The following is a 21,684-nucleotide window of genomic DNA, read 5'->3' as shown; positions in this document are numbered from 1 at the left end:
GCCGACCCGGAGAGGTGCCCGAGTGGCTAAAGGGGGCGGACTGTAAATCCGCTGGCGTACGCCTACGTTGGTTCGAATCCAACTCTCTCCACCAGGTCTCTTCAATCTAATTTAATGATTTTTCCCCTTAGGGGGCTGAGCCTAGTCATAATGACATTGGCGGCTCTATAATTTTTCCGCACGGCTCCACCGAAATAATTTCCGGGCAGATGGCCGACTTTGGAAAAGAATAGTCAGCAATAAAGGCCGATTTCAAACAAGAGCGTGTCTTGCGAAAAATCGAAAATGAGACGCGGGATATGCGATCTTTTTTGCGATGTCGCCTCTTAAGCTACTGGGAGCGAGAAGCGTCTCCGGTTTCGGCAATTGCGTCACGCAGGAAAGTCCTGGATGCTCCTTGCAGCAGATCTGTATTAGTTATTTTTTTATCACAAACAAAATAAAAATAACTTAAATAAATATCGAATTTCACTCATTATATAATCACTTGTCAAAAAGTATATATATAGTTTTAAACAAGTGATTAAAAATAGATTTTAAGACCTATACGATGTCTGATTGCTCAAACCAATAGCGGTGTAGGCGTGAAGAAAAATGTATCAGTAGTTAAAATTACAGTATATTTATTATAATATATTTTCTATTATTTAAGTGTTTATAACATAATAATTAGTGCACAGTATCTTATGCAGCCAAAAAAATCGAGCATTCATGTTTGACTCGTAACTGATAGCATGTGATTTAGGGTTTTAATGAGGCTATTTTCCATCGGCATGGATTTAAATAAAAATATTTTCATGGACTAGTTTTAAGAAACTCGATTGCCTTACGATCGTTTCTAAATCTAGAAAGATTCAGATATAAATATAATCAAAAGAAATAATGCATTTTGTGGAATACGTCGGATATTCATAAATTTTTACATAAATCGCATAAATAAAATTTTTAATTATATCATGGTTAATGATTATTTAAATAATAATATCAATATTTATTTTATAAATGGAGAAAATATGATTTTCCATAATGATTTTATGTCAATGAATTTTTCTCCTTCAAGAGGAAATTTAACGGCAAAAAGTATAAAAGATACAATTATCATATCAATAAGCGGTATAGGCCATGAAGATGAAGCTGATAAATATATTCTATTAGAGGATAGTTTTGAAGATTTCAATATTTTGGGAATAACCAATAAGAAAAGAGATTTCTTCATAAATAATTCCACTGAATCGGCGCTTGATTTTCTAAAAAACTTTCTAAGCAATTTTTCTCGCATAATAATAATTAGTCATTCTATGGGAGGATTTTTTGCATTTTATATTTCAACATATATAGAAGTGGACTTGTGTATTGTATGTAGCCCATATTTGTCTTTATCAGAAAGCGAAATGAATTTAAATGATAGTGAAGAGAGGCTACTGTTCGATAAATTAAACAGCAGTTACATAGAAAATTATTGCCTTAAAAACGTTAAAATATCACATCTTTCGCCAAAGAAACAAGATAAATTTATAGTAATACTTGATTTATCGATTAAGGATGACGTCAAGACATTTTATTTAATAGATAAATATTTAAATAAAATAAATACAGTAATTCTTCCGGGTATAGGTCATTTATCATTATATTATCTTGAAAAAAGAAAAATCATAAGTTCTGTGATTCGTGCTGAATTGGAAGAGGGAAGTCCATTATCTACAAAAAAAATACTTGAGAATATACTTAACTATTATCTTGAATTTACTATTTCTGAAAAATCAAAAATATGTATTAAAAATCAGATCTATTTTAATGATAAAAATGTATATAAAAATTATTATTCTTTTGTTTATGATTTTCTTCCATATAAAGAAAGTAAGTATTTATTTCTTATTCTCAATAAGCATGGTTACATGATGAGTTTTTTTTATTCGATTTCGGGTTTTTTCTGGTCAGAGACACCATTTGAAGATAGTAGATTTTCTCCTGTTGTTGTAAATATTGAACAAAGAAAATGTTTTTGTTTTTATGACTGTGATTATATAGAGGTTGATTACGGAATAATTAGTGCAGAAGTTAACAAAATTGGAAAAAATTATATAAAAATTCCTTTTTCGGAAGATTTTTTCATAAATTATTTTGGGAAATTGAATTTCAATGATAAAATAAATATTTTTTCGGCTATAAATTTAAATAAAAAACATCAAAAAAATAATGATTCTTTATCTTTTAGCAGTAAAATCAGAAGAATATTTGGAATTAAGGGCGTTTGATTAACATCTATATTTGTTACCGGAATGCCATGTTGTGATAATTCTCTGGCTTTGAGTTTGTGCTTTTGTAGCGCCTCAGGAAACACTCTATGGCAAAATGATTTTGTCAGTATAAGCAGGTGTCTCTGTGTTTTCTATTCCGGGTTGGTTTTGGATTTTCAGTCGATAAAGGTATACGATTTACGAATATAGAGCAGTAAAAATTCTGGAAGAGAACTTCGGCCTCTCTGAAATTGCTCTTTCATGCATTTCTCTGGTTGGATCAAAGGGGGGATTGCAGAAGTTATGGAAAGGCAGTGCCGGAGGGCTGGGGAGCGCCTCCGGCGGGAGTGTGGTTTCAGTCAAGAGGCGCGATCTTCACGACAATATATGGCATGACTTCGAGGTCTTTACCGTCATGAAATACCGGCAGACGCGCCCACTGCCCAACTGTGCCGTAGAGCGCGCCATTGGCGTAGGTTAGGCCATCGGGTTCAGTCAGGCGCGGATCATGGGCAACGACCGAGATCTGACCGTCAGGACGATGTCTCAGGATTGCGTGACGTTCGTTATCCGTGATGTAGAGCGATCCATCCGGGCCGGTGGCTATGCCATCGCTCATCCCGGTTTCGCCTTCATCCTTTACGGCCCGCTCCAGATCGGTTTCGCTGGTTTTCGGATCGGACAGGACGGCGGTGGGCGCGGAATAGAGGCGGCGGCTGCTCAGCGGCTGCCAGTAAAGCGTCTGCTGATCGGGACTGATGGCAATGCCGTTCACCCCGCCCTGAGGGACGATGGCATGTGATGGATCATAACGCCCTGTCACGCCATCCATCATGGCCACAAAGCCCTGGACGGGCATGACGGAGACCGTGTCCGCGAGAATGCGACGCTGATGTCCTGTGGCCAGATCGACGACAATCAGTGCGGGATGCACATCGACGGAAGTGTCCGAAATGAACGCGCTGCCCGCTTTGCCATGGGTCAGGTCAATGCGGACGTCATTGAGGTGGCTGTCTGGCAGAAGTGCCGGAGCGCCAAGCGGGATAACCTGCGCGATTTTCCTGCTGGCGGGGTCTATCCGGAACAGCTTCTGTGCACCCGCCACGGTTCCCGTGCCAGCCACCATGCCTTCATCCAGCACCCAGAGCTGTCCGTTGGCATCCACCGTCATGCCAAGCGGAGAGACGAACTGCTCCTGTGACGCGGCATCGGGGAAGGGAGTCAGCTTGCCTTTCGCATACAGCGCAAGTCTGGGCCCCGAATGTTCATGGGCGCTGCGGGGGAAGCCGAGCACCATGCGCCCATCAGGCAGAACGGCAATGCCGGAGGGCTGGGCGTTGGAAAACCGTCCGATGACCTGCACATTGCCGGATGAAAGCGTGCCTTTGTCCACGGTTTCTGCGGCGAGAAGAGGGGACGCGGTGGTGAGAGCTGAAATACCGACGCTGAAAGCGAAAGCCAGAAATGTCTGACGAGCCATGGTTAAGTCTCCTTTACCGGTAAAGGAACAGAATGGCTGCGCCATGACAACCCACGCCCACGTGAATGCGGAAGATCAGCGTTGCAGGAGCCGGGTTCGCAGGGCAGGATCATGGGCATACAGGAACAGCCCATGAATGCCGCGCGTGAGGATGACGTTCAGGGCGTTGAGAATAACGCGCTTTTTTGCTTCTTCGGGTGCAGTGATCCCGTTGCGCCCCTGAAAGGCCGCGGTGTCTTCATACCGCTCCGGCCGTACGCCGATCTGGTCGTGTTCTGCGTCGTAAAACAGTGAGGGCCCAAGGATGACGCCGGCATAATTCAGGTCGAACCCCTGAATGGTATAGACAGACCCCACCTCGTCAATCGTATCGGGGCGCTCGGCCCAGGGCAGTTTTTCGCTTGGCAGGGAGCGGTCCCAGCGCAGATGGAAAGCACCTTCGGTGATGAAATGGTCTTCACCATTGAGCGTGTAGGGATAGTCATATGTCGAGAGCAGACGACAGAGGCCGTGTTTTGCGTTGCAGTCACGCAGATCCGCGTAAAGCTTCGCACAGTCGTCATAGATCCGCAGATCGAAGCCCGGATCTTGCGGGAGTGGCAGGATCCTGCCCTGTCCCAGAGCGTCAATCCACGAACATGTGGCTGCACTGGCCGCGACACGGAACTGGGTTTCGAGATGGAAGGTTTCTGAGGGACGGTCTTTGCGGAAGCTCTCTAGAAGATCGTTGGACCAGTGGCTCTTGAACTTCAGTACCTGTAACGGATCAAACACGACCACCACGATCCGTGCCCAGCGCAGGAGTTCCTCCAGATGGTTCTGCTGGGAAAAATGATTGTACCGGTCTGGTCGCGTCAGGAGCAGGTGCGCTTCGTCCACCAGAACGATATCTGCGCGTTTTCCGGTCTTTGCGGATTTATTGATGAACGTTGTCGGGCGCTCGTAATCGCTTTTGCGCAGGTTTGGCATCGTGGCCGCGATGTTGCGATAGAGCTTGAGCATTTCCGGATGGTTGACGATCAGCATGTTCCGCAGATCCTTCAGTGGATCGGCAGGTGAGTCGCTCCGCGCCCGGGTCTGGAGTGTATTGAAGATCGCATTCAGGACGACGCTTTTTCCTGTGCCTGCCGCGCCTTCAATAATGAAAAGGGCGCTGTCGTCCTTTCGGTGGCGTTCGCAGAATGAAACCACGCGATGCAGCAGATCTATCTGTGGTCCGGACAGTGCAAGCTCGGGGGAGAGCTTGCGCGTTGCAGCATTGTCGGAAACGCTCATGGGGCTCAGTCTGCGGCGATATCGGCAACCGTGGCATCCGTGGCGCGCTGCGCATCCGCGGGCGTGATCCGCACGACCAGCCCCTGACCGCCCGCATTGATATAGACATGCGCACGCGGCATTGCGTCCTGTGACAGGACGACCGGGATCGGCGTTTTCGATCCGAACGGGCTGGTTCCGCCGGACTCGAAGCCGGTTAGATCATGCGCCTTTTCAGGGCTCATCATGCGGGCATTGCGCCCGTCGAACAGGGCGGCGACCTTCTTGAGATTCATGCGCTGATGCGCAGGGGCCACGACGCAGACCGCCTGTTTCTTGTCCACTTCGACAACCAGCGTCTTGAGCACGTCTTCAGGTGGCACGCCGATCGCAGCCGCAGCCTGCATTCCGATCAGACCGCCATTAGGGGCATAGTCATAATCATGAATGCTGAAGGGAATGTTCCGGGCCGTCAGAAAAGCGGTTGCGGCTGTTTCTCGGGTCATGTGCGTGCTCCGTTTCCAGAAGCAGGCCATATACGCCGGGCGGCTGAATTCCAGCAAAAATCAGCGAGGCCATTCCGGGTGGGACCTGCAGTATCGTGTTGCCTGTATGGGCGCGCGGAGGCGGGTTGGCAACATGACGGATGCTGGAAAGAGGCGGCCCGTTCTGCGCTAGGCTGACCCGGAGTTGCGAGATGTATCGTTATTCATGAGACACATGACGTTTTTTTCGTTATTGTTTAACGCTAAAGAGATTGCTGGCCGCTCTGGGGGCGGGAGAGTCGTCGTGACGATCCAGCAGGTCGGAAAGCTGTCGGGAGAGGCATCGTGAGTCAGAAAAGCATCTGGATCGGGACGAACTGGAAAATGAACAAGGGGCCGGCCGCAGCCATTGCGGACGCCCGGGCCCTCGCGTTTTTTCGGCCCCCCGAAGGCGTCCGGTGTTTTCTGGCCCCGCCCGCCACGTCTCTGCGGGATGTGGGAGCGGTCCTTCATGACAGTCCCCTGATGGTTGGCGCGCAGAACATGTACTGGGAAGAGAACGGGGCGTGGACGGGCGAAATTTCCGCGCCGATGATCGCTGAATGCGGTGCGTCCATTGTTGTGTTGGGGCATTCGGAGCGTCGGCTGCACTTCGGGGAGACGGACTGGACGGTCAATCTGAAGGTCCGCGCAGCGCTCCGGCATGGTCTGCGTCCCCTGATCTGCATTGGCGATACGCTGGACGAATATGAATTCGGCGTTTCGCAGGAGACTCTGGCGCGGCAGACGAAAATCGCGCTGCACGGGGTTTCACAGGAAGACCTTGAACGGGTTCTGGTGGTCTATGAGCCCGTCTGGGCCATTGGAGCGGCAGGCCGTCCTGCCGAACCGGCTTTCGTCTCGCAGATCCATACGACGCTGCGCGGCGTCGTGCAGGGGATCGTGGGTCAGGGCAGCTCCGTGCGGATTCCGCTGCTTTATGGCGGGAGCGTTTCGCGGGGCAATATCCGCGATTATGTGGCCCTGCCGGATGTGGACGGCGTGCTGATTGGCCGGGCAGGCTGGGATCCTGCGGATTTTATGGATCTGGTCGAGAGCGTGCGTGACGTGGTGTCTCCGAAGGTTCCTGCATGATGAATGCCCTGCTTACGGAAGGGCAGGCACTGTCCGGCCGCCGGCGCGGGATCCTTGATTATGTCACCGAACATGGCGTGGTGCCGGTCGCGGACCTGCTGAAGCGCTTTTCGCTCAGTCGGGCGTCGATCAACCGGGATTTGCTGGCACTCTGCGCGCAGGGGCTGGTGCGGCGGGTCGGAGCAGATATTACGGCTCTTCCGAACATCAGCGCAGCGGGCAGCGTGATGTATCGAAGAGGGCAGGCTGTTGCCGAAAAACAGGCGATTGCGACGCTGGCCGCCTCCATGGTCAGCCAGGGCGACACCATAGCGCTCGATGATTCCACGACTGCCGGAGCAATGGCAGACAGACTGTCCGACATTGCCGGATTGACGGTCGTGACGAACAGCCGTGGGCTCGTCAGCCGTCTGGGGCCTTGCGAGACGGTCGGGTTGATTGGTCTCGGGGGGCGGTACAGTCCGACGTTCGACGCCTTTGTGGGCAGGATCTGCGAACAGGCCGTGAGGTCCATGCGGATCAACACGGCATTCGTGTCGGCAGCGGCAGTCTCTGGAATGGCGGTCTATCATCAGGTCGAGGACATCATCCAGGCCAAGCGTGCCCTTATGGACGTTGCGGATTGCCGCGTTCTTCTGGCGGACAGCCGGAAGTTCGACACTTCGGCCATGAACCGGCTGGCGCTCCTGTCCGAATTTGATGTCGTGATTACCGATGACGGGATTGATCCCGTCCGCGCCGGGCTTTTGCGGGATGCAGGCATAGCCCTGAAGATTGCGGACGTGCCCCGTCCCGGTTCCGGAGTTACTCCGGACTGAGCGCCTTCTGCCGCGTTATGACCGGGGCGGCCGGCCAGAATGTGACGGAGACTTCCGCCTGCAGGGCTGAGAGTTCGTCCTGGATGTAGGTCATATATTCATGCAGTCCGCGGGAAATGATGTCCTCGGCCGTCTGGTCTTCGAGCGTGGCTCTCAGATTGATGATGCGTTCCTGAAGCGGCCCGCACTGGTGGCGGAGATTGTAGTGTGTGGACAGGGCGTTGAGCGTGCTTTCCACCTGCCGCAGATTGAGCATCAGCGACCGCGGAAAGCCCTCGTTCTTGAGCAGAAATCCCACGACATTGGCGGGTGTGGTTGTCACGGGCTGGAGGCGGCGGAAGGCGTGATAGGCGGCGGCCGAGCGCAGGACGGACCCCCACTGCGTCAGATCCAGCTGCGAGCCGAAGGTTTCGCCGCCGGGCAGCAGCGTGTGATAGCGGATGTCGATCAGACGGGTGATCTGGTCGGAACGCTCCAGATATTTCCCCAGCAGATAGAACAGCCATGCCTGATCGCGGTACAGCGTGCCCTCGGTGACGCCGAAATGCGTCTGGCAGTCCTGCTTGATGCGGTTGCACAGCCCGGACAGGCCATTACGGCGGATGTCGGGCGTTGAAAGCTCCATCATGCTCTGGGTGAAGATGTTGAGCTGCATCCACATTTCAGTTGAGATCAGCGGGCGCGCCGAACGGGCGTTTTCCCGAACCATGTGCGCCATGGCGCGGATGGAGGTGGGGTTGGTATTTTCCGTGATGTAGAAGGCGAGGATATTGTCTTCCGTCGCGGGCAGCGCATAGAGGGCGGCGTAGCGCTCCTCATCCGAGTTGATCTGAAGGATGGAATCCCATCCCGGACTGCCGTCGGGATTGCGGACGAAGGCTTCCGTTACTTCCAGAATACGGGCCAGATTCTCGATCCGCTCCATATAGCGGGCGAGCCACATCATGCTTTCGCCATAGCGCGACAGCAGCGTGTTAAGATTGGCGAGCATTGCCGGAAAGCGTGTGCCAGTCTGTGTCATCGGGCCATCACCCAGGTGTCTTTCGAGCCGCCGCCCTGTGAAGAATTAACGACCAGCGAGCCTTTGCGAAGGGCTACGCGGGACAGACCGCCGGGGAGGACCCATGTGTTTTTCCCCGTCAGGGCAAAGGGTCTCAGATCCACGTGCCGCGCCTCCACGCCGCTGGGACAGAGCGTGGGGGAGACCGAGAGGTCGATGACGGGCTGGCTGATATAATTGGAGGGATCTTCGAGCAGCTTGGCGCGGAATTCGTCCAGTTCGGTCTGTGTGGCCTGCGAGCCGATCAGCAGACCATACCCGCCCGACTCGCCGACGGGCTTGATAACGAGTTTGTCCATGTTGGCGAGCGTGTAGGCCAGCCCCTCCGGCTCGGCGCAGATATGGGTCTGGACGCTGTCGAGGATCGGGTCTTCGCCAAGATAATAGCGGATGAGACGGGGCATGTAGGCATAGACGGCCTTGTCGTCCGCAACTCCCGTTCCCAGCGCATTGGCCAAGGTGACATTTCCACGGCGATAGGCCTCTACGAGACCGGGCACGCCGAGCATGCTGTCCGGATTGAACGCCAGCGGGTCCAGATACTCGTCATTGAGGCGACGATAGATCGAATGGACGGGGCGGAGGCCTGCGACCGTGCGCATGTAGACGCGATGGTTCTCGACGATCAGGTCCCGGCCTTCGACGAGGGGCACGCCCATCTCGCGGGCCAGAAAGACATGTTCGAAATAGGCGGAATTGTAGATGCCCGGCGAGAACAGGACGACCTGCGGATCGGTCACGCCCTCGGGCGCGACCTCGCACAGGGTCTGATGCAGCTTGAGGCCGTATTCCTCAACCGAACGCAGCGGCATGCCCGAGGCAAGGTCGGGCATCAGGCGCAGCATCATGTGCCGGTTCTCGATGACATAGGAGACGCCCGACGGCGTGCGCGCATTGTCTTCCAGGACCATGAAACGGCCGCTGCTGTCGCGGATCAGGTCGGTTCCGTTGATATGGACGTAGACGTCCCCCGGAACGCGGACGCCGACCATGGCTTCGCAGTAATTGGGGTTGCCGAGCACCAGACTGGCCGGAATGATGCCGTCCCGCAGGACATGACGCTCGTGGTAGATGTCGCGCAGGAACAGGTTGAGGGCCCTGACGCGCTGCTGCACGCCGCGGTCGATATGCTCCCATTCCGAGGCCGTCAGAACGCGCGGGATCATGTCGAAGGGGAGAATGCGGTCGATCGCTTCGCGGTCGGAATAGACGGTGAAGGTGATGCCCAGTCGATAGAGCTGGGTCTCGGCCGTGCTGGTGCGATGACGCAGTTCCGACAGATCAAAAGCGGCCAGACGGTCGCGCACGGTCCTGAGCGACGACGGCATTTCGTCCGTCCGGCGCATGAGTTCGCAAAAGAAATCCGGCGTGTCATAGGCGGCGAAAATGCCTGCCGCAGCCTTCGCGGGGGGCAGTGCGGAGAGACTGTTCGTGGAGGGAGTGGTCGCGGAGGGATTGGGAGACTGCAAAACCGGCTTGTTCATTCTCTGCCTCACACCCTGTTTTTCCCCGACCCTGTGTGCTGAGGGAAAATCCGATCAGCCGTGCCGGTTCATTACGATAGTTTATTAACGGAGCAAGATTCCGGCGCTTTGCCAAGCGTGAAATTTGGCGTTTGGACAGATCAGGAAAAGTCTGGTGGAAATTGTTGCGGTTCCCGACAGGGCTGATAGGGTAATGTTCTGAACTGCCATCAGACCCGGTGGTTGCCGGAGCGGGATGGCCCGAAAATCCTGTGCCTGGAACGCGTTTCTGAAACTGATTGTCCACAGGGCCTGCCGAGCATGAATTCCCGCGTCATACTGCGCCACCATACCCGATATCAGTATGACCGTCCTGTCTTTCTGGGACGCCAGACCGTGCGGCTGTGCCCGGTGTCGCGGGTGGAGCCAATTATCCGGAATTATGCGCTCGACGTGTCGCCGGACAATGCGGATGTGCTGTGGCGGCAGGATGCGTATGGCAATCGCGTGGCGGAAATTCGGGTTCCGGAGCGCGTGACGGCGTTTGATGTATCGGTCAGCATGGACGTAGATCTGGGCAGCCGGCAGGATGCGGCCGGAGGGGTGGAAACGCCGCTCTGTGCGGCCTACCGGGATGTGGATGCGGCTGGGACGCAGGTGTCCCGGTTTGTCGAGGCCTGGCGGGTGGCGGGTGAGCAGAGGGCCCCATCTGTGGTGGCGGACCTCAACCGGGCCGTAGCGGAGCGTCTGACCTATCAGCGCAGGCTTGAGCCGGGCGTGTGGGCACCGGAAGAGACATTGCAGCGCGAAAGCGGCTCATGCCGTGACAGCGCATGGCTTCTGGTGACGGTCCTGCGGCATCTGGGGTTTTCGGCGCGGTTCGTGTCCGGCTATCTGATCCAGCCGGATGACGCCGAAGGCCTGAGCTGTGACCTGCATGCCTGGGCCGAGGCCTGGATTCCGGAGAGCGGCTGGGTCGGTTTTGACACCACGTCCGGGCTCACGGTGGCGCAGCATCACATTCCGCTGGCGGTTGCCGGCCGCCCTGAGGAGGCCGCGCCCATTTCGGGAATGCTCGACCGGTGCCGCGCGACGTTTGATGTGACGATGCGGGCGGAGCCTTTTCTGTCCGGGAGCGATACCCCGGAACTGGTCATGATCGGGCAACCCGGTGTAATGCGATCCTATGAAGCTCTTTGAGTGCCAGTCCTGCGGACAGATTCTCTTTTTTGAAAACACGGTTTGCGAGCATTGCCGCCATCCGATCGGGTATCTGCCAGAACAGTCGCTGCTGACTGCGCTGGACCCGGCTGGAGAACGCTTGTGGCGTCCGCTGGAGCCTTCGGCCCGTCAGGAAAGCGTGCTCTACTGCTCCAATCACGACTATGGCGTCTGCAACTGGTTGACAGAGCCTGATCCCAATAATGGCAGGCCGTTCTGTTTTGCGTGCAGTTTCAACCGTACGATCCCAAGCCTTGATACGGCTGAAAACCTTGAGCGGTGGCGGAAAATAGAAGTCGCCAAGCACCGCCTGTTCTACACGCTGCTGCGCCTGAAGCTGCCCATCCGGAATCGGCGGCAGGACCCTGAAAACGGGCTGGTGTTCGACTTCCTTGATGATGCGCCCGATGGCTCTTCATCCGTCATGACGGGGCACTCCAACGGCGTCATCACTCTTGCGATCCGTGAAGCCGATGATGCGTCCCGTGAGCGGATGCGGATCGAGATGGGAGAGTATTACCGTACGCTCCTGGGGCATTTCCGGCATGAGATCGGACATTATTACTGGAATCTTCTGGTGCGTGATGCCGGAAAACTGGATGAGTGCCGAGCCGTCTTCGGAGATGACAGGGCGGATTACCAGCAGGCGCTTCAGGTCTATTATGACAGCCCTCCGCCGCCCAAATGGCAGGAGAGTCACGTCAGCGTCTATGCGACCTCTCACCCTTGGGAGGATTTTGCGGAAACCTGGGCGCATTACCTGCATATCGTCTCTACGCTCGAGACTGCGTGTGCCTTCGGAGTCAGCGTGAATCCGCGGCTTGAGGGGATCGGTCATGCTTCTGGTCGGACGCTGGGAGATCCTTATACGGAAGCGTCTTTCGAAGACATCATGCAGGCCTGGCTGCCCCTGACCTATGCGGTAAACAGCCTGAACCGCTCGATGGGGCTAGCGGATTTCTATCCGTTCGTGCTGACGGCAGGAGTCATGCACAAGCTCGCCTTCATCCATCGTCTGATCCGCGGAAGCCAGAGCGCCTGAGTTCAGGAAAAACTCTCCGGAACGGTTTTGCACGTCATAATGTAAGGGGGCCTGCTTCTCCTCAGTCCAGCCGGACTGAGGGGCGGACAAAGGTTTCGACCCAGTCCGAATAACAGGACATCAGCCCCCGGTAATAGCCGAAAAGTTCCATCTGGTGCTGGCGGTAGAGCATCAGATGCGCCATGCGTGCCGAGAAGCCGTGTGAAATGCCTCCGCCCCAGACGGTGCCGCCGGGGAGGGCCGCCCAGCCGTTATATTTTCCAAGAGCCACGATCGCACCCTTGTTATGGAAGACGCAGCCCGGGACTTTCCGCCCATGTTCGATCCATGCGGGGAGATACCGGGCAAGATGTTTGGCCTGCTGTCCCGCGACCTGAGCCGTGGCGGGCAGGGGGTCATCCTGAATGAAAGAGCAGTCTCCAAGCGCGAAAATACGTTCGTCATCAATGGATGAGAGGTTCGGATTGACGAGGATCTGACCAGTGCGGTTGATCGTCAGTCCGCCATAGGCGGTGGTGACTTCGGGGGCTTTGACGCCTGCCGCCCAGACACGCAGCTTGGCGGGGACGTAGGATCCGTCTTTCAGAATAAAGCCGTGGGCATCCGCCCCCGCAACGCGGGCATTGGTCTGAACGGTCACGCCGATATGCTCAAGTTCCTTCTGGGCAGCCGCAGAAACGGATTCCGGAAAAGCGGGAAGGATACGCGCGCCTGACTGAAGCAGCGTGACATGCAGCTTGGGGGGCGCCTTGCCGAAAGCGTGCAGATTATAGGGTCCAACGATCTCCAGAGCCTTGTGCAGTTCCGCGGCAAGCTGAACACCGGTCGCACCGCCCCCGACAATCGCGATGTCCAGTTCCGAGGTGTTGGCGAACGCGCGAAGCAGTTCCATACGGAATTTCTCGTTGAAAGCGTTGGCCTCCACGAGATTGTCGATGGACATGCAGTGATCTTTAACGCCCGGCGTGCCGAAATCATTGGCGCAACTGCCGATCGCAATGACGATGGTGTCATACTTCATGCGGCGGCTTTCCAGAATGACCGAACCGTCGGCTTCCAGAAGCGGGCTGAGGATCACTTCGCGGTTTTCGCGGTCAATGGAAGCAACTTCGCCGGGCCAGAACTCAAAATGATGACCGCTGGCCTGTGAGATGAAATTCACCTTGTCGTTTTCATTGCTGAGCGTGCCGGAGGCAAAGCAGTGCAGCATTGGTTTCCAGACATGGGAGAAGCTTTTGTCGATCAGCGTGATACGCGCTTTTCCGGGTTTCCCCATCGACTTTCCAAGGCGTGTTGCGAGAGAAAGGCCGGCAACACCACCTCCGACAATCAGGATTTCAGGTCGAGACAGCATCGGTTTTCAGGCCTCCGTTGAGGGGACGGGCATCAGAAAAAGATACACGGGGAAAAGCTGTTCACGCCTCGCCACGGCAGTAAACAGTGAGGTTCGGAAGAGACTATTATGGGCATTCCGGATATGACGAAAATCATATTCAGGTGACTGTAATAAAGTCCGATGAGTTCTTTCCTGTTTCGCGTAATTTCAAATAAGCGTGATAAATTTTTACAAAATATACTGAAAGGGTTTTTCGCCCTGTCGCATTCCCCGTAGCGGGAAAGTCACGCTTTATTCGGAAGATCTAGAACCAGAAAATATCGTGGGCTAGTGCAAAATTGACAGAAAATGTCATTACAGAACGTTAAATGAAACAAAAGATTAACAAGAGAAATAATCAGAAACCAGTAAATGTCCCGCGCAGCGAGAGCAGATCTCCGTTTATTCCAGTTCAAGGCTCCAGAATGTCTTTCTCAAGTCGGTCTTTCGCGTTTGCGCTTTCAGTTTCCGTTCCGTGTCTTGTGCCTGTTGTTGCTTTCGCCCAGGATTCACAGAACGTTTTTTCTCTCCCTGCCCAGTCCCTGACATCCGCCCTGACGGCTTTTAGCCGGCAGACCGGTGTGCATGTCGCCTTCGATGCCAATGCGGCAAACGGTCTGCGTTCTGCCCCCCTTTACGGGAAAATGGACAATCTGAAGGCCCTGCGCAGGCTTCTTGGCAAACATGCCTTCAAGGTTGAGGTATCCAATCCGAAAAACATCACCTTGCGTGCAGGGGCTTCCAGAAAATCGACCAGTTCTGAAGCTGATATGGTGGACAACCTGACTGTAAGGGGAAGTCGCCATGAATTGCGGACCAAGCGTAATTTTGCAGGTGTCGTTGATTCGATCACTTATGATGATGCGTCCAATCTGGGCGGGGCGACGTCCATGGCCCAGTTGCTGACGCAGCTTCCGGGTGTCACGGGGATCCGTAATGGCGATGAACCGCGTTATATCAGCGTGCGCGGCGTCTCCTCGGATCTTAACCAGACGACACTGGATGGCATGACGCTTGCAAGTATCAGTGACGGCGGCAGCATCCGCAGGCGCGTGAATATGCAGAACATTCCGGCCGAAATGACCGGGGAAGACGATATTTACAAAACTTTTACGGCTGAACAGGATGGGGGTGCTATCGGTGCGGTCATCAACATGAATCCGCGCAGCGCCTTCGACCATGACGGGCTCTATAAATACATCAATGCATACGGGATTTACGGAACCGAAAAAGGATCGGCGGGCGCCAACCGAATTCCCGGGATGTCGCCGCATTTTGGACAGGGCGCCAAGGCTGTTTTCTCTGACCGGTTCGGGAAACACAAGGAATTCGGCATCATGACCTCATTCCGGTATCAGAGCCGGACCCGGAACACGACCAAGAAGTGGCAGGAAGACAGCTACAATTATTATAATACCAAGGGGAAAATCCTCAGCCCCAATGATCCAAGCACGCCGGGCTGGAATGGCATGACCGCCCCTCGCTATGTCGATGGCGGAAGTTATTCAAATAATCTGAATTCTCTGGGCGGCGCCGCGCGTCTTGAATGGCATCCCGAAAACAGCGGATTCAGTGCCTCCGTTATGGGATATGCTTACGAGAGGTGGGAAAATTCCTTTATGGAGCACAACGAATACCTGCTTGATGATACAGGGATCTGGAACCAGACCCCGACTTCCGGCCGTGAATACATCTACCGTGCCCGGACGATCGGCCGGAAAGACAACTGGCAGATGAATACCAATGGTGTTCTGGGAAATCTGAGCTGGCACGACAATATCTCGACGCTGAAATTGCGTGCGGGATACACGTGGGAAGATTATTATAATCACGAACCCTATGTGACTGCCCGGGTGTATCCGAAAGAGACTGCGAAAGGCGCTGTTTACGCCGATTATACGATCAACCGGGAAAACGTGGCCAATCTCGTCGACATTATCGACATGAACAAACTCCTCAACAGCGGTTACGCGTTCCAGACAGTTCAGCAGGAATACGATCGTGATCATGAAGGGGTTACGAACGTTCGTCTGGATTACACCCGCAATCTCAGTCCGGATTTTCACGGATTTGGATTTGCGAGCGGTTTTGAATGGAGAAGTCTGAATGCCACCAATTCTTCAGATCAGCTCTGGTACAAACCCGGTGGCAGTGCGACATCCAGCATGTTCATTCCGGATATGCAGAACCCGAACGGACCATTTTTTGACCTGACGAATTTCCCTTGGGACAAGCAGACCCTTGATCCGGCCAAATCCAAAAATTACACGCAGCTGGCGTATTTCCGGTATCAGGAGCAACTTTTTGATGGGTATGTCTCGCTGCACTACAAGTGGCGGAACTCACAGATCATAGCCGGTGTTCGTGCTGACTCGGTAAATTTCAACGCCTTTATTCCAGGCACTGACAGTTCGTCGAACCCGACAGGGAAAATTGACAAAAACCGGGGTGGCTACATCAATCCGCTCCCTTCCGTGACGTTTGTGCATGAATTTCCAAAGAACCTGATTCTGCATGCGGTTTATAGTCAGTCGGTTGGTCGTCCGCAGCCAACGGATCTTGCACAGGCTGCACAATATAGCTGTGGTGACTCCCAGAATACGCAGCCTGGAGATATCAACTGCTCGCTGTCACGGGGAAATCCTAATCTGATGCCGCGTAAAGCGCAGAATTTCGATATTTCCCTCGATAAATTCTTCAATCGTGGAAGAGGCGTCTTCAGTGTCGCTTACTTCGACAAAATGATCAAACACGACATCTATACAACCAGATCGACGGAAATCATCAATGATGAGCTGACCTACGTCACGCAGCCACGAAACGCCAACAACTCGTCTCTGATGGGGGTCGAGGTTTCGGTGGTGGATAAGAGCATCAAGGGACCGTGGAGGCAGTCGTTTGACATCAATGCCAGCGGAACCTGGATGCGCGGCCGGATGACGTATCAAGGTGTGAATGTTTCATACAAGCTGAAGCAGCTGACCGAGCAGCCTTCATATGTCTTTAATGGTAGCGTGACATGGCACATCCCGCAGATCCGTGGTGCCGTCAAAGCGTCCTTTTCGTATTCCGCGAAGTATCTTGAAGGCCTCAATGACGACCCGACGCAGATGTATGGTTACGGCTCGCAGCCAAGTCTGGATATCGGCGCCTGGAACGATATTACGGACAGTCTTCGCCTGAAATACGAAGTCTATAATCTGGCCGGATCGCATACGCGGATGTATTACGGCGAGCATCTCAATCGGCTGGAAGCAAAAGAAGATTACGGCCGCAGCATCTATTTTGAACTGGTTTACAACTGAGGAGAATTCACGTCGTCAGGACAAAGTCTGTCCTGACGCGTGATCTTATGCCCCGCTGCCATTGCCCCGGAGTTTGCTCCGGGGGCAACGTGCTTCAGGCGGCGAACACTTTTGAAATGGCGTCCTGTGCTTCTTGCTGAATGGCGCGCAGGTGATCCGCACTGACGAAACTCTCTGCATAGATCTTGTAGACATCTTCCGTGCCAGACGGACGGGCGGCGAACCAGCCGTTTTCGGTGACGACTTTCAGCCCGCCGATCGGAGCATCATTACCCGGTGCGCGCGTCAGCTTGCTGATGATCCTGTCACCGGCCAGCGTCTCCAGCGGGAACTGTTCGGGCGCGAGCTTGCTGAGCTTGGCCTTCTGTTCAGGATTGGCGGCCGCATCGATGCGCTCATAATATGGGGTGCCGAGGCGGGCGATGATCTCGTGATAATGGACGCTCGGGTTCTTGCCGGTCTTGGCCGTAATTTCAGCCGCCAGCAGGCCCAGAATGAGGCCATCCTTATCGGTGGTCCAGACTGAACCGTCGCGTCGCAGGAACGTGGCGCCTGCGCTTTCCTCGCCGCCAAAACCCAGAGATCCGTCCATCAGGCCGGGGACAAACCACTTCAGGCCAACCGGGACTTCGACCAGTTTGCGCCCCATCTCGGCAGCAACACGGTCGATCAGGCCGCTGCTGACGAGTGTCTTGCCCACGCCGAGTTCCGGGCTCCAGTCCGGACGGTTCTGGAACAGGTAGGAAATGGCCACAGCAAGGTAGTGGTTCGGGTTCATCAGGCCGTCGGGCATGGCGACGATGCCGTGGCGGTCCGCATCCGTATCATTGGCAAAGGCCACGTCGAAGCGGTCTCCCATCTCGATCAGGCGCGCCATGGCATAGGGGGAAGAGCAGTCCATGCGGATCTGTCCGTCCCAGTCGGCTGTCATGAAAGAGAAGGTGGGGTCCACCACATCGCTGACAATGGTGGCATTGAGACCATAGCGGTCGATAATGGGCTTCCAGTACGCGACGGCTGCGCCGCCCAGAGGGTCGATGCCAATCTTAACGCCGGCGTCCCGAATGGCCTGCATGTCGATGACGGAATCCAGATCGTTCACATAAGGTGTGATGAAATCGTAGCCCTGGATGCAGGCTTCCTGCCGCGCCTGTTCATAGGGCAGGCGTTTGACGTCTTTCAGGCCGTTGGCGAGGAAGTCGTTGGCCATGTCCTGAATGGCTTTGGTAATGGATGTATCTGCGGGGCCGCCATTGGTCGGGTTATACTTGAACCCGCCATCTGCCGGAGGGTTATGGGATGGCGTGATGACCACGCCATCGGCGAGGCCCGTGGTGCGGCCCTTGTTGTAGGTCAGGATGGCATGGGAAATGACCGGCGTCGGCGTATAGCCGTCATGTTCGTCAATCCGTACGTCAATGCCATGGGCCGCGAACACTTCGATTGCGGATTTCTGTGCCGGACCCGAAAGCGCGTGGCTGTCCATACCGATAAAGAGGGGGCCATCAATTCCTTCGGCCTTGCGATGGCGACAGATGGCCTCGCAGATGGCGAGGATATGGTTTTCGTTGAAACTGGTGTGGAGCGAGGAGCCGCGATGGCCCGAGGTTCCGAACGACACGCGCTGCGTGGAGACGGCCGGATCGGGGTTGCGATCATAATAGGCCGCGATCAGGGCGGGAATGTCGGTGAGCTGGGAAGAGGAAAGTGTTTTTCCGGCCAGAGGACTGAGATGGGCCATTGCTTCAGAGTTCCTTGCATCCACGTTGCAGCGTTGCCGTTCGTTGGCAGTCATAACGCATGAACGCCCTGTATGGGCGTGTCGTTCAAGGCAGGAGAACGTGTATCCGAAGCGATGTCCAGAGAGATGCGCCCATTTCATGAAGATTGAACATCAAGCGGTTCACGGGAAGCCAGACTTGAAAATATCCTTTTGGAATTTTGAGATATTTTTAAAATTTACGAATTCTTAAATAAAGTCAAATCAATGAAAGTCATAAATATCTATGCAATAATATATGGGAATACTTTAATAATAAAAGTTCCAAACCGATAAAAATTTATTTTTGTCATTGCAATAAATTTTTCCGCATTTTAACGAATGATTCTACTTCGATAAAATATTCTCCGGGTATTGTAGAGTAAATTCATTTATATTTTTTGGAGCTTGTTATGTCATCTCCTCCATTGAGTCCTGAGGCACCCACTGCGCCTAAAGGGTCTGTGAAAGCACAAGCGACAGGTCAGGCGGGTCGTTCGACGACTTTGGATGCAGCGGAAATTTCAGCAAAAATTTCAGAATTAAAAACATCTTCCAAGGGGCTGACGTCGATGGAAGCTCAGGATCGTCTTGCCAAAGACGGTCCGAATGCCATTCAGGCCCATGAAGAAAGCCGCTGGAAAAAGCTTCTCGGCTATTTCTGGGGACCAATTCCCTGGATGATCGAAATTGCAGCGGTTATCTCTTTTCTGCGCGCAGACTGGCCGGATTTTTTCGTTATTTCCGGCTTGCTCCTCTACAACGCGGCCATCGGATTCTGGCAGGACAACAAGGCAGCCAATGCACTTGCTGCTCTCAAAAAGGGGCTGGCTCTCAAGGCGTCTGCATGTCGCGACGGGGTATGGGCCGCCATTGATGCGACTGATCTTGTGCCAGGGGATGTTGTAACGGTTGCATCGGGAGAAATCGTTCCCGCAGATCTTCTGTTGATTGACGGAAAATATCTGTCTGTCGATCAGGCGGCTCTGACTGGCGAATCTTTGCCGGTTTCGAAAAAAATCGGCGATGGCGCTTATTCCGGGTCGATTGCGCGTCAGGGGTCCATGATCGGTCTGGTCGTCGCGACAGGAAACAATACCTTTTTTGGTCGTACAGCAAAGCTGGTCGCATCGGCGGGTAGTAAATCGCATGCAGAACAGGCCGTCCTGCGTATCGGTGACTTCCTGATTATCCTTGCGGCGGCGCTTGCCGTTGTGCTGGTCGGGGCGCAGATCTGGCGGGATCTGGCCCATAACGGCGCCTGGCATTGGAGCGAGGCCGGGGCGATTGCGCAGTTTGTACTGGTGCTCCTCGTGGCTTCCGTGCCGGTTGCCATGCCTGCGGTCATGTCTGTGACAATGGCGCTCGGAGCCCTTGCGCTTTCGCGACAGAAGGCCATTGTTTCACGCCTGTCCGCGATTGAAGAACTGGCGGGTGTTGATGTGCTGTGCTCGGACAAGACCGGAACACTCACGCAGAACAAGCTGACACTGCAAGCCCCGATTCCCTTTGGGGCCGCAAAGGCCGACGATCTTGTCATTGCCGCCGCCTTGGCGACGCGGACGGAAAGCACGGATGCCATTGATCTTGCCGTTCTCAAGGCACTCCCTGACAACAATCCTCTGGCCGCATACAAGCGGGTGGATTTCATTCCGTTCGACCCCGTCAACAAGAAGACAGTCGGCATTGTGCAGGATGCTGCCGGACATAAGATCCGTTACGCCAAAGGTGCACCACAGGTTATCGCGACGCTGTGCGGGATGAAAGAAGAGCCGGTTGGCTCGAACGACAGCTCTCCAGCGACGGAATATTTCGGCAAGGTCTCGGAGCTGGCCAGGCACGGTACGCGATCGCTGGGTGTGGCGGTCTCGCATGACGACGGGTCGAGCTGGACCTTGCTGGGGCTTTTGCCCATGCTGGATCCGCCTCGTCCGGATGCGGCGGCGACTATCGCTCAGGCGAAAAAGCTGGGCCTGTCCGTAAAAATGGTCACAGGTGACGATGTCGCAATTGGCTCTGAAATTGCGCACCAGCTGGGGCTGGGCGAGCATCTGCTGAAGGCGACGGATATATTTTCATCTGATATGAACCCGAATAAAATTCCGGTTGATGCAGCACGTGCGGTGGAAGCCGCAGATGGGTTTGGGCGGGTTTTCCCCGAGCATAAATTTGAAATTGTCAAAGCCCTCCAGGAGCGTGGGCACATTGTTGCCATGACAGGTGACGGGGTGAATGACGCGCCTGCTCTCAAACAGGCCGACTGTGGTGTCGCCGTGAGCGGCGCAACGGACGCCGCCCGTTCGGCAGCTGCGCTTGTCCTGACAGCGCCAGGGCTCTCGACAATCGTGAATGCGATAGTGGAAGCCCGGGCGATTTTCGAGCGTATTACGTCATATATCTATTATCGTATCGCAATGACGATCGACATTATGTTTCTTGTTGTCGCCTCGTATCTCGTCTTCGGTTTTCAGCCTTTGACGGCTATCATGATTGTCGTCCTGGCTCTGCTTGACGATATTCCGATCATGACGATTGCTTATGATAACGTTGTAACCTCCGCCGAGCCGGTGCGTTGGGACATGCATCGCATCATTACGTTTTCTTCCGTCATGGGCATTGCATCCCTGGCTGAAAGCTTTGGTCTTTTGCTGCTCGGAATTGCCTGGATGCATACGCCCTGGCTGATGGATATCGTTCCTCTTACGGCCGCTCATCTTCAAACGATGATTTTTCTGCAGCTGGCTGCTGGTGGCCACCTGCTTCTGTTCGTCGTGCGGACGCGGCATACGATCTTTCGGCCGCCTTATCCCAGTCGTCCGCTATTTCTGGCAGTGGTTGGAACGCAGATCGTTGCTGTGTTGCTCTGTGTCTTTGGTATTCTTGTTCCCGCATTGCCATGGATCATGATTGGCGTTGGCTGGATCTATGCCCTGATCTGGATGGTCATCATTGATCTCATCAAAATCGTTTCCAGTTCTCAAATAAAGCGTCGCGAAGAGAACAGCCTGAAACTCGGTCAGCCTGTTATTCACAACTCAATATAAAATTTAA

14 protein-coding genes and 1 tRNA gene are annotated in these 21,684 nt (G+C 54.0%); 8 read left to right on the top strand and 7 right to left on the bottom strand.

Going from position 1 to position 21,684, the window contains the following annotated elements; all coding sequences use genetic code 11:
• The first annotated feature begins 8 nt into the window (after positions 1-8).
• Together A0U94_RS09690 and A0U94_RS15720 are read left to right on the top strand one after the other, a co-directional pair.
• Positions 9-94, top strand: a tRNA-Tyr gene (locus A0U94_RS09690).
• Between the two features lie 919 nt (positions 95-1,013).
• Positions 1,014-2,255, top strand: a complete 1,242-nt coding sequence (locus A0U94_RS15720) for a hypothetical protein (RefSeq protein WP_149026741.1) — start codon at positions 1,014-1,016, stop codon at positions 2,253-2,255.
• A 337-nt stretch (positions 2,256-2,592) separates the two neighbouring features.
• On the opposite strand, the gene A0U94_RS09680 is transcribed toward A0U94_RS15720, so the two are convergent.
• From A0U94_RS09680 to A0U94_RS09670, 3 genes are all read right to left on the bottom strand, one after another.
• The gene (locus A0U94_RS09680; protein WP_077803221.1) at positions 2,593-3,717 is read right to left on the bottom strand and encodes an SMP-30/gluconolactonase/LRE family protein; all 1,125 of its coding nucleotides are present in this window, start codon (positions 3,715-3,717) and stop codon (positions 2,593-2,595) included.
• A gap of 75 nt (positions 3,718-3,792) precedes the next feature.
• Positions 3,793-4,992: a DUF2075 domain-containing protein gene (locus tag A0U94_RS09675; protein ID WP_077803220.1), complete on the bottom strand. Its 1,200-nt coding sequence runs from the start codon at positions 4,990-4,992 to the stop codon at positions 3,793-3,795.
• A gap of 5 nt (positions 4,993-4,997) precedes the next feature.
• On the bottom strand, positions 4,998-5,477 hold the full coding sequence (locus tag A0U94_RS09670) for a YbaK/EbsC family protein (protein WP_077803219.1): 480 nt from the start codon (positions 5,475-5,477) through the stop codon (positions 4,998-5,000).
• A gap of 321 nt (positions 5,478-5,798) precedes the next feature.
• Here A0U94_RS09670 and A0U94_RS09665 point away from each other — a divergent pair, with 321 nt between their 5' ends.
• On the top strand, positions 5,799-6,590 hold the full coding sequence (locus A0U94_RS09665; protein WP_077803218.1) for a triose-phosphate isomerase: 792 nt from the start codon (positions 5,799-5,801) through the stop codon (positions 6,588-6,590).
• The gene (locus tag A0U94_RS09660) at positions 6,587-7,408 is read left to right on the top strand and encodes a DeoR/GlpR family DNA-binding transcription regulator (RefSeq protein WP_077803217.1); all 822 of its coding nucleotides are present in this window, start codon (positions 6,587-6,589) and stop codon (positions 7,406-7,408) included. Before A0U94_RS09665 ends, A0U94_RS09660 begins: the two co-directional genes overlap by 4 nt.
• On the opposite strand, the gene A0U94_RS09655 is transcribed toward A0U94_RS09660, so the two are convergent.
• On the bottom strand, positions 7,395-8,429 hold the full coding sequence (locus A0U94_RS09655) for an alpha-E domain-containing protein (RefSeq protein WP_231865291.1): 1,035 nt from the start codon (positions 8,427-8,429) through the stop codon (positions 7,395-7,397). The genes A0U94_RS09660 and A0U94_RS09655 overlap by 14 nt on opposite strands.
• Positions 8,426-9,952: a circularly permuted type 2 ATP-grasp protein gene (locus tag A0U94_RS09650; RefSeq protein WP_077803216.1), complete on the bottom strand. Its 1,527-nt coding sequence runs from the start codon at positions 9,950-9,952 to the stop codon at positions 8,426-8,428. The genes A0U94_RS09655 and A0U94_RS09650 overlap by 4 nt, the downstream gene beginning before the upstream one ends.
• Before the next feature lie 300 nt (positions 9,953-10,252).
• Here A0U94_RS09650 and A0U94_RS09645 point away from each other — a divergent pair, with 300 nt between their 5' ends.
• A complete protein-coding gene (locus A0U94_RS09645) occupies positions 10,253-11,131 on the top strand; it encodes a transglutaminase family protein (protein ID WP_077803215.1) in 879 nt (292 codons plus the stop codon).
• Positions 11,118-12,194, top strand: coding sequence for a zinc-binding metallopeptidase family protein (locus A0U94_RS09640; RefSeq protein ID WP_077803214.1), 1,077 nt, complete (start codon positions 11,118-11,120; stop codon positions 12,192-12,194). Before A0U94_RS09645 ends, A0U94_RS09640 begins: the two co-directional genes overlap by 14 nt.
• Before the next feature lie 61 nt (positions 12,195-12,255).
• On the opposite strand, the gene A0U94_RS09635 is transcribed toward A0U94_RS09640, so the two are convergent.
• Positions 12,256-13,548: an NAD(P)/FAD-dependent oxidoreductase gene (locus A0U94_RS09635; RefSeq protein ID WP_062029383.1), complete on the bottom strand. Its 1,293-nt coding sequence runs from the start codon at positions 13,546-13,548 to the stop codon at positions 12,256-12,258.
• Between the two features lie 446 nt (positions 13,549-13,994).
• Between A0U94_RS09635 and A0U94_RS09630 the strand changes: the two genes are divergently transcribed.
• A complete protein-coding gene (locus tag A0U94_RS09630) occupies positions 13,995-16,874 on the top strand; it encodes an outer membrane beta-barrel protein (RefSeq protein ID WP_062109843.1) in 2,880 nt (959 codons plus the stop codon).
• Between the two features lie 94 nt (positions 16,875-16,968).
• On the opposite strand, the gene pgm is transcribed toward A0U94_RS09630, so the two are convergent.
• Positions 16,969-18,615, bottom strand: coding sequence for a phosphoglucomutase (alpha-D-glucose-1,6-bisphosphate-dependent) (gene pgm, locus A0U94_RS09625; protein WP_077803212.1), 1,647 nt, complete (start codon positions 18,613-18,615; stop codon positions 16,969-16,971).
• Positions 18,616-19,046: 431 nt separating this feature from the next.
• Here pgm and A0U94_RS09620 point away from each other — a divergent pair, with 431 nt between their 5' ends.
• A complete protein-coding gene (locus tag A0U94_RS09620; RefSeq protein WP_077803211.1) occupies positions 19,047-21,677 on the top strand; it encodes a plasma-membrane proton-efflux P-type ATPase in 2,631 nt (876 codons plus the stop codon).
• The last annotated feature ends 7 nt before the right edge of the window (positions 21,678-21,684 follow it).

The organism is Gluconobacter albidus (assembly GCF_002005485.1).
Classification (GTDB): Bacteria; Pseudomonadota; Alphaproteobacteria; order Acetobacterales; family Acetobacteraceae; genus Gluconobacter; species Gluconobacter albidus.
Note: the sequence above shows the minus strand (reverse complement) of the source record. Positions and strands in the feature narration are given on the sequence as shown.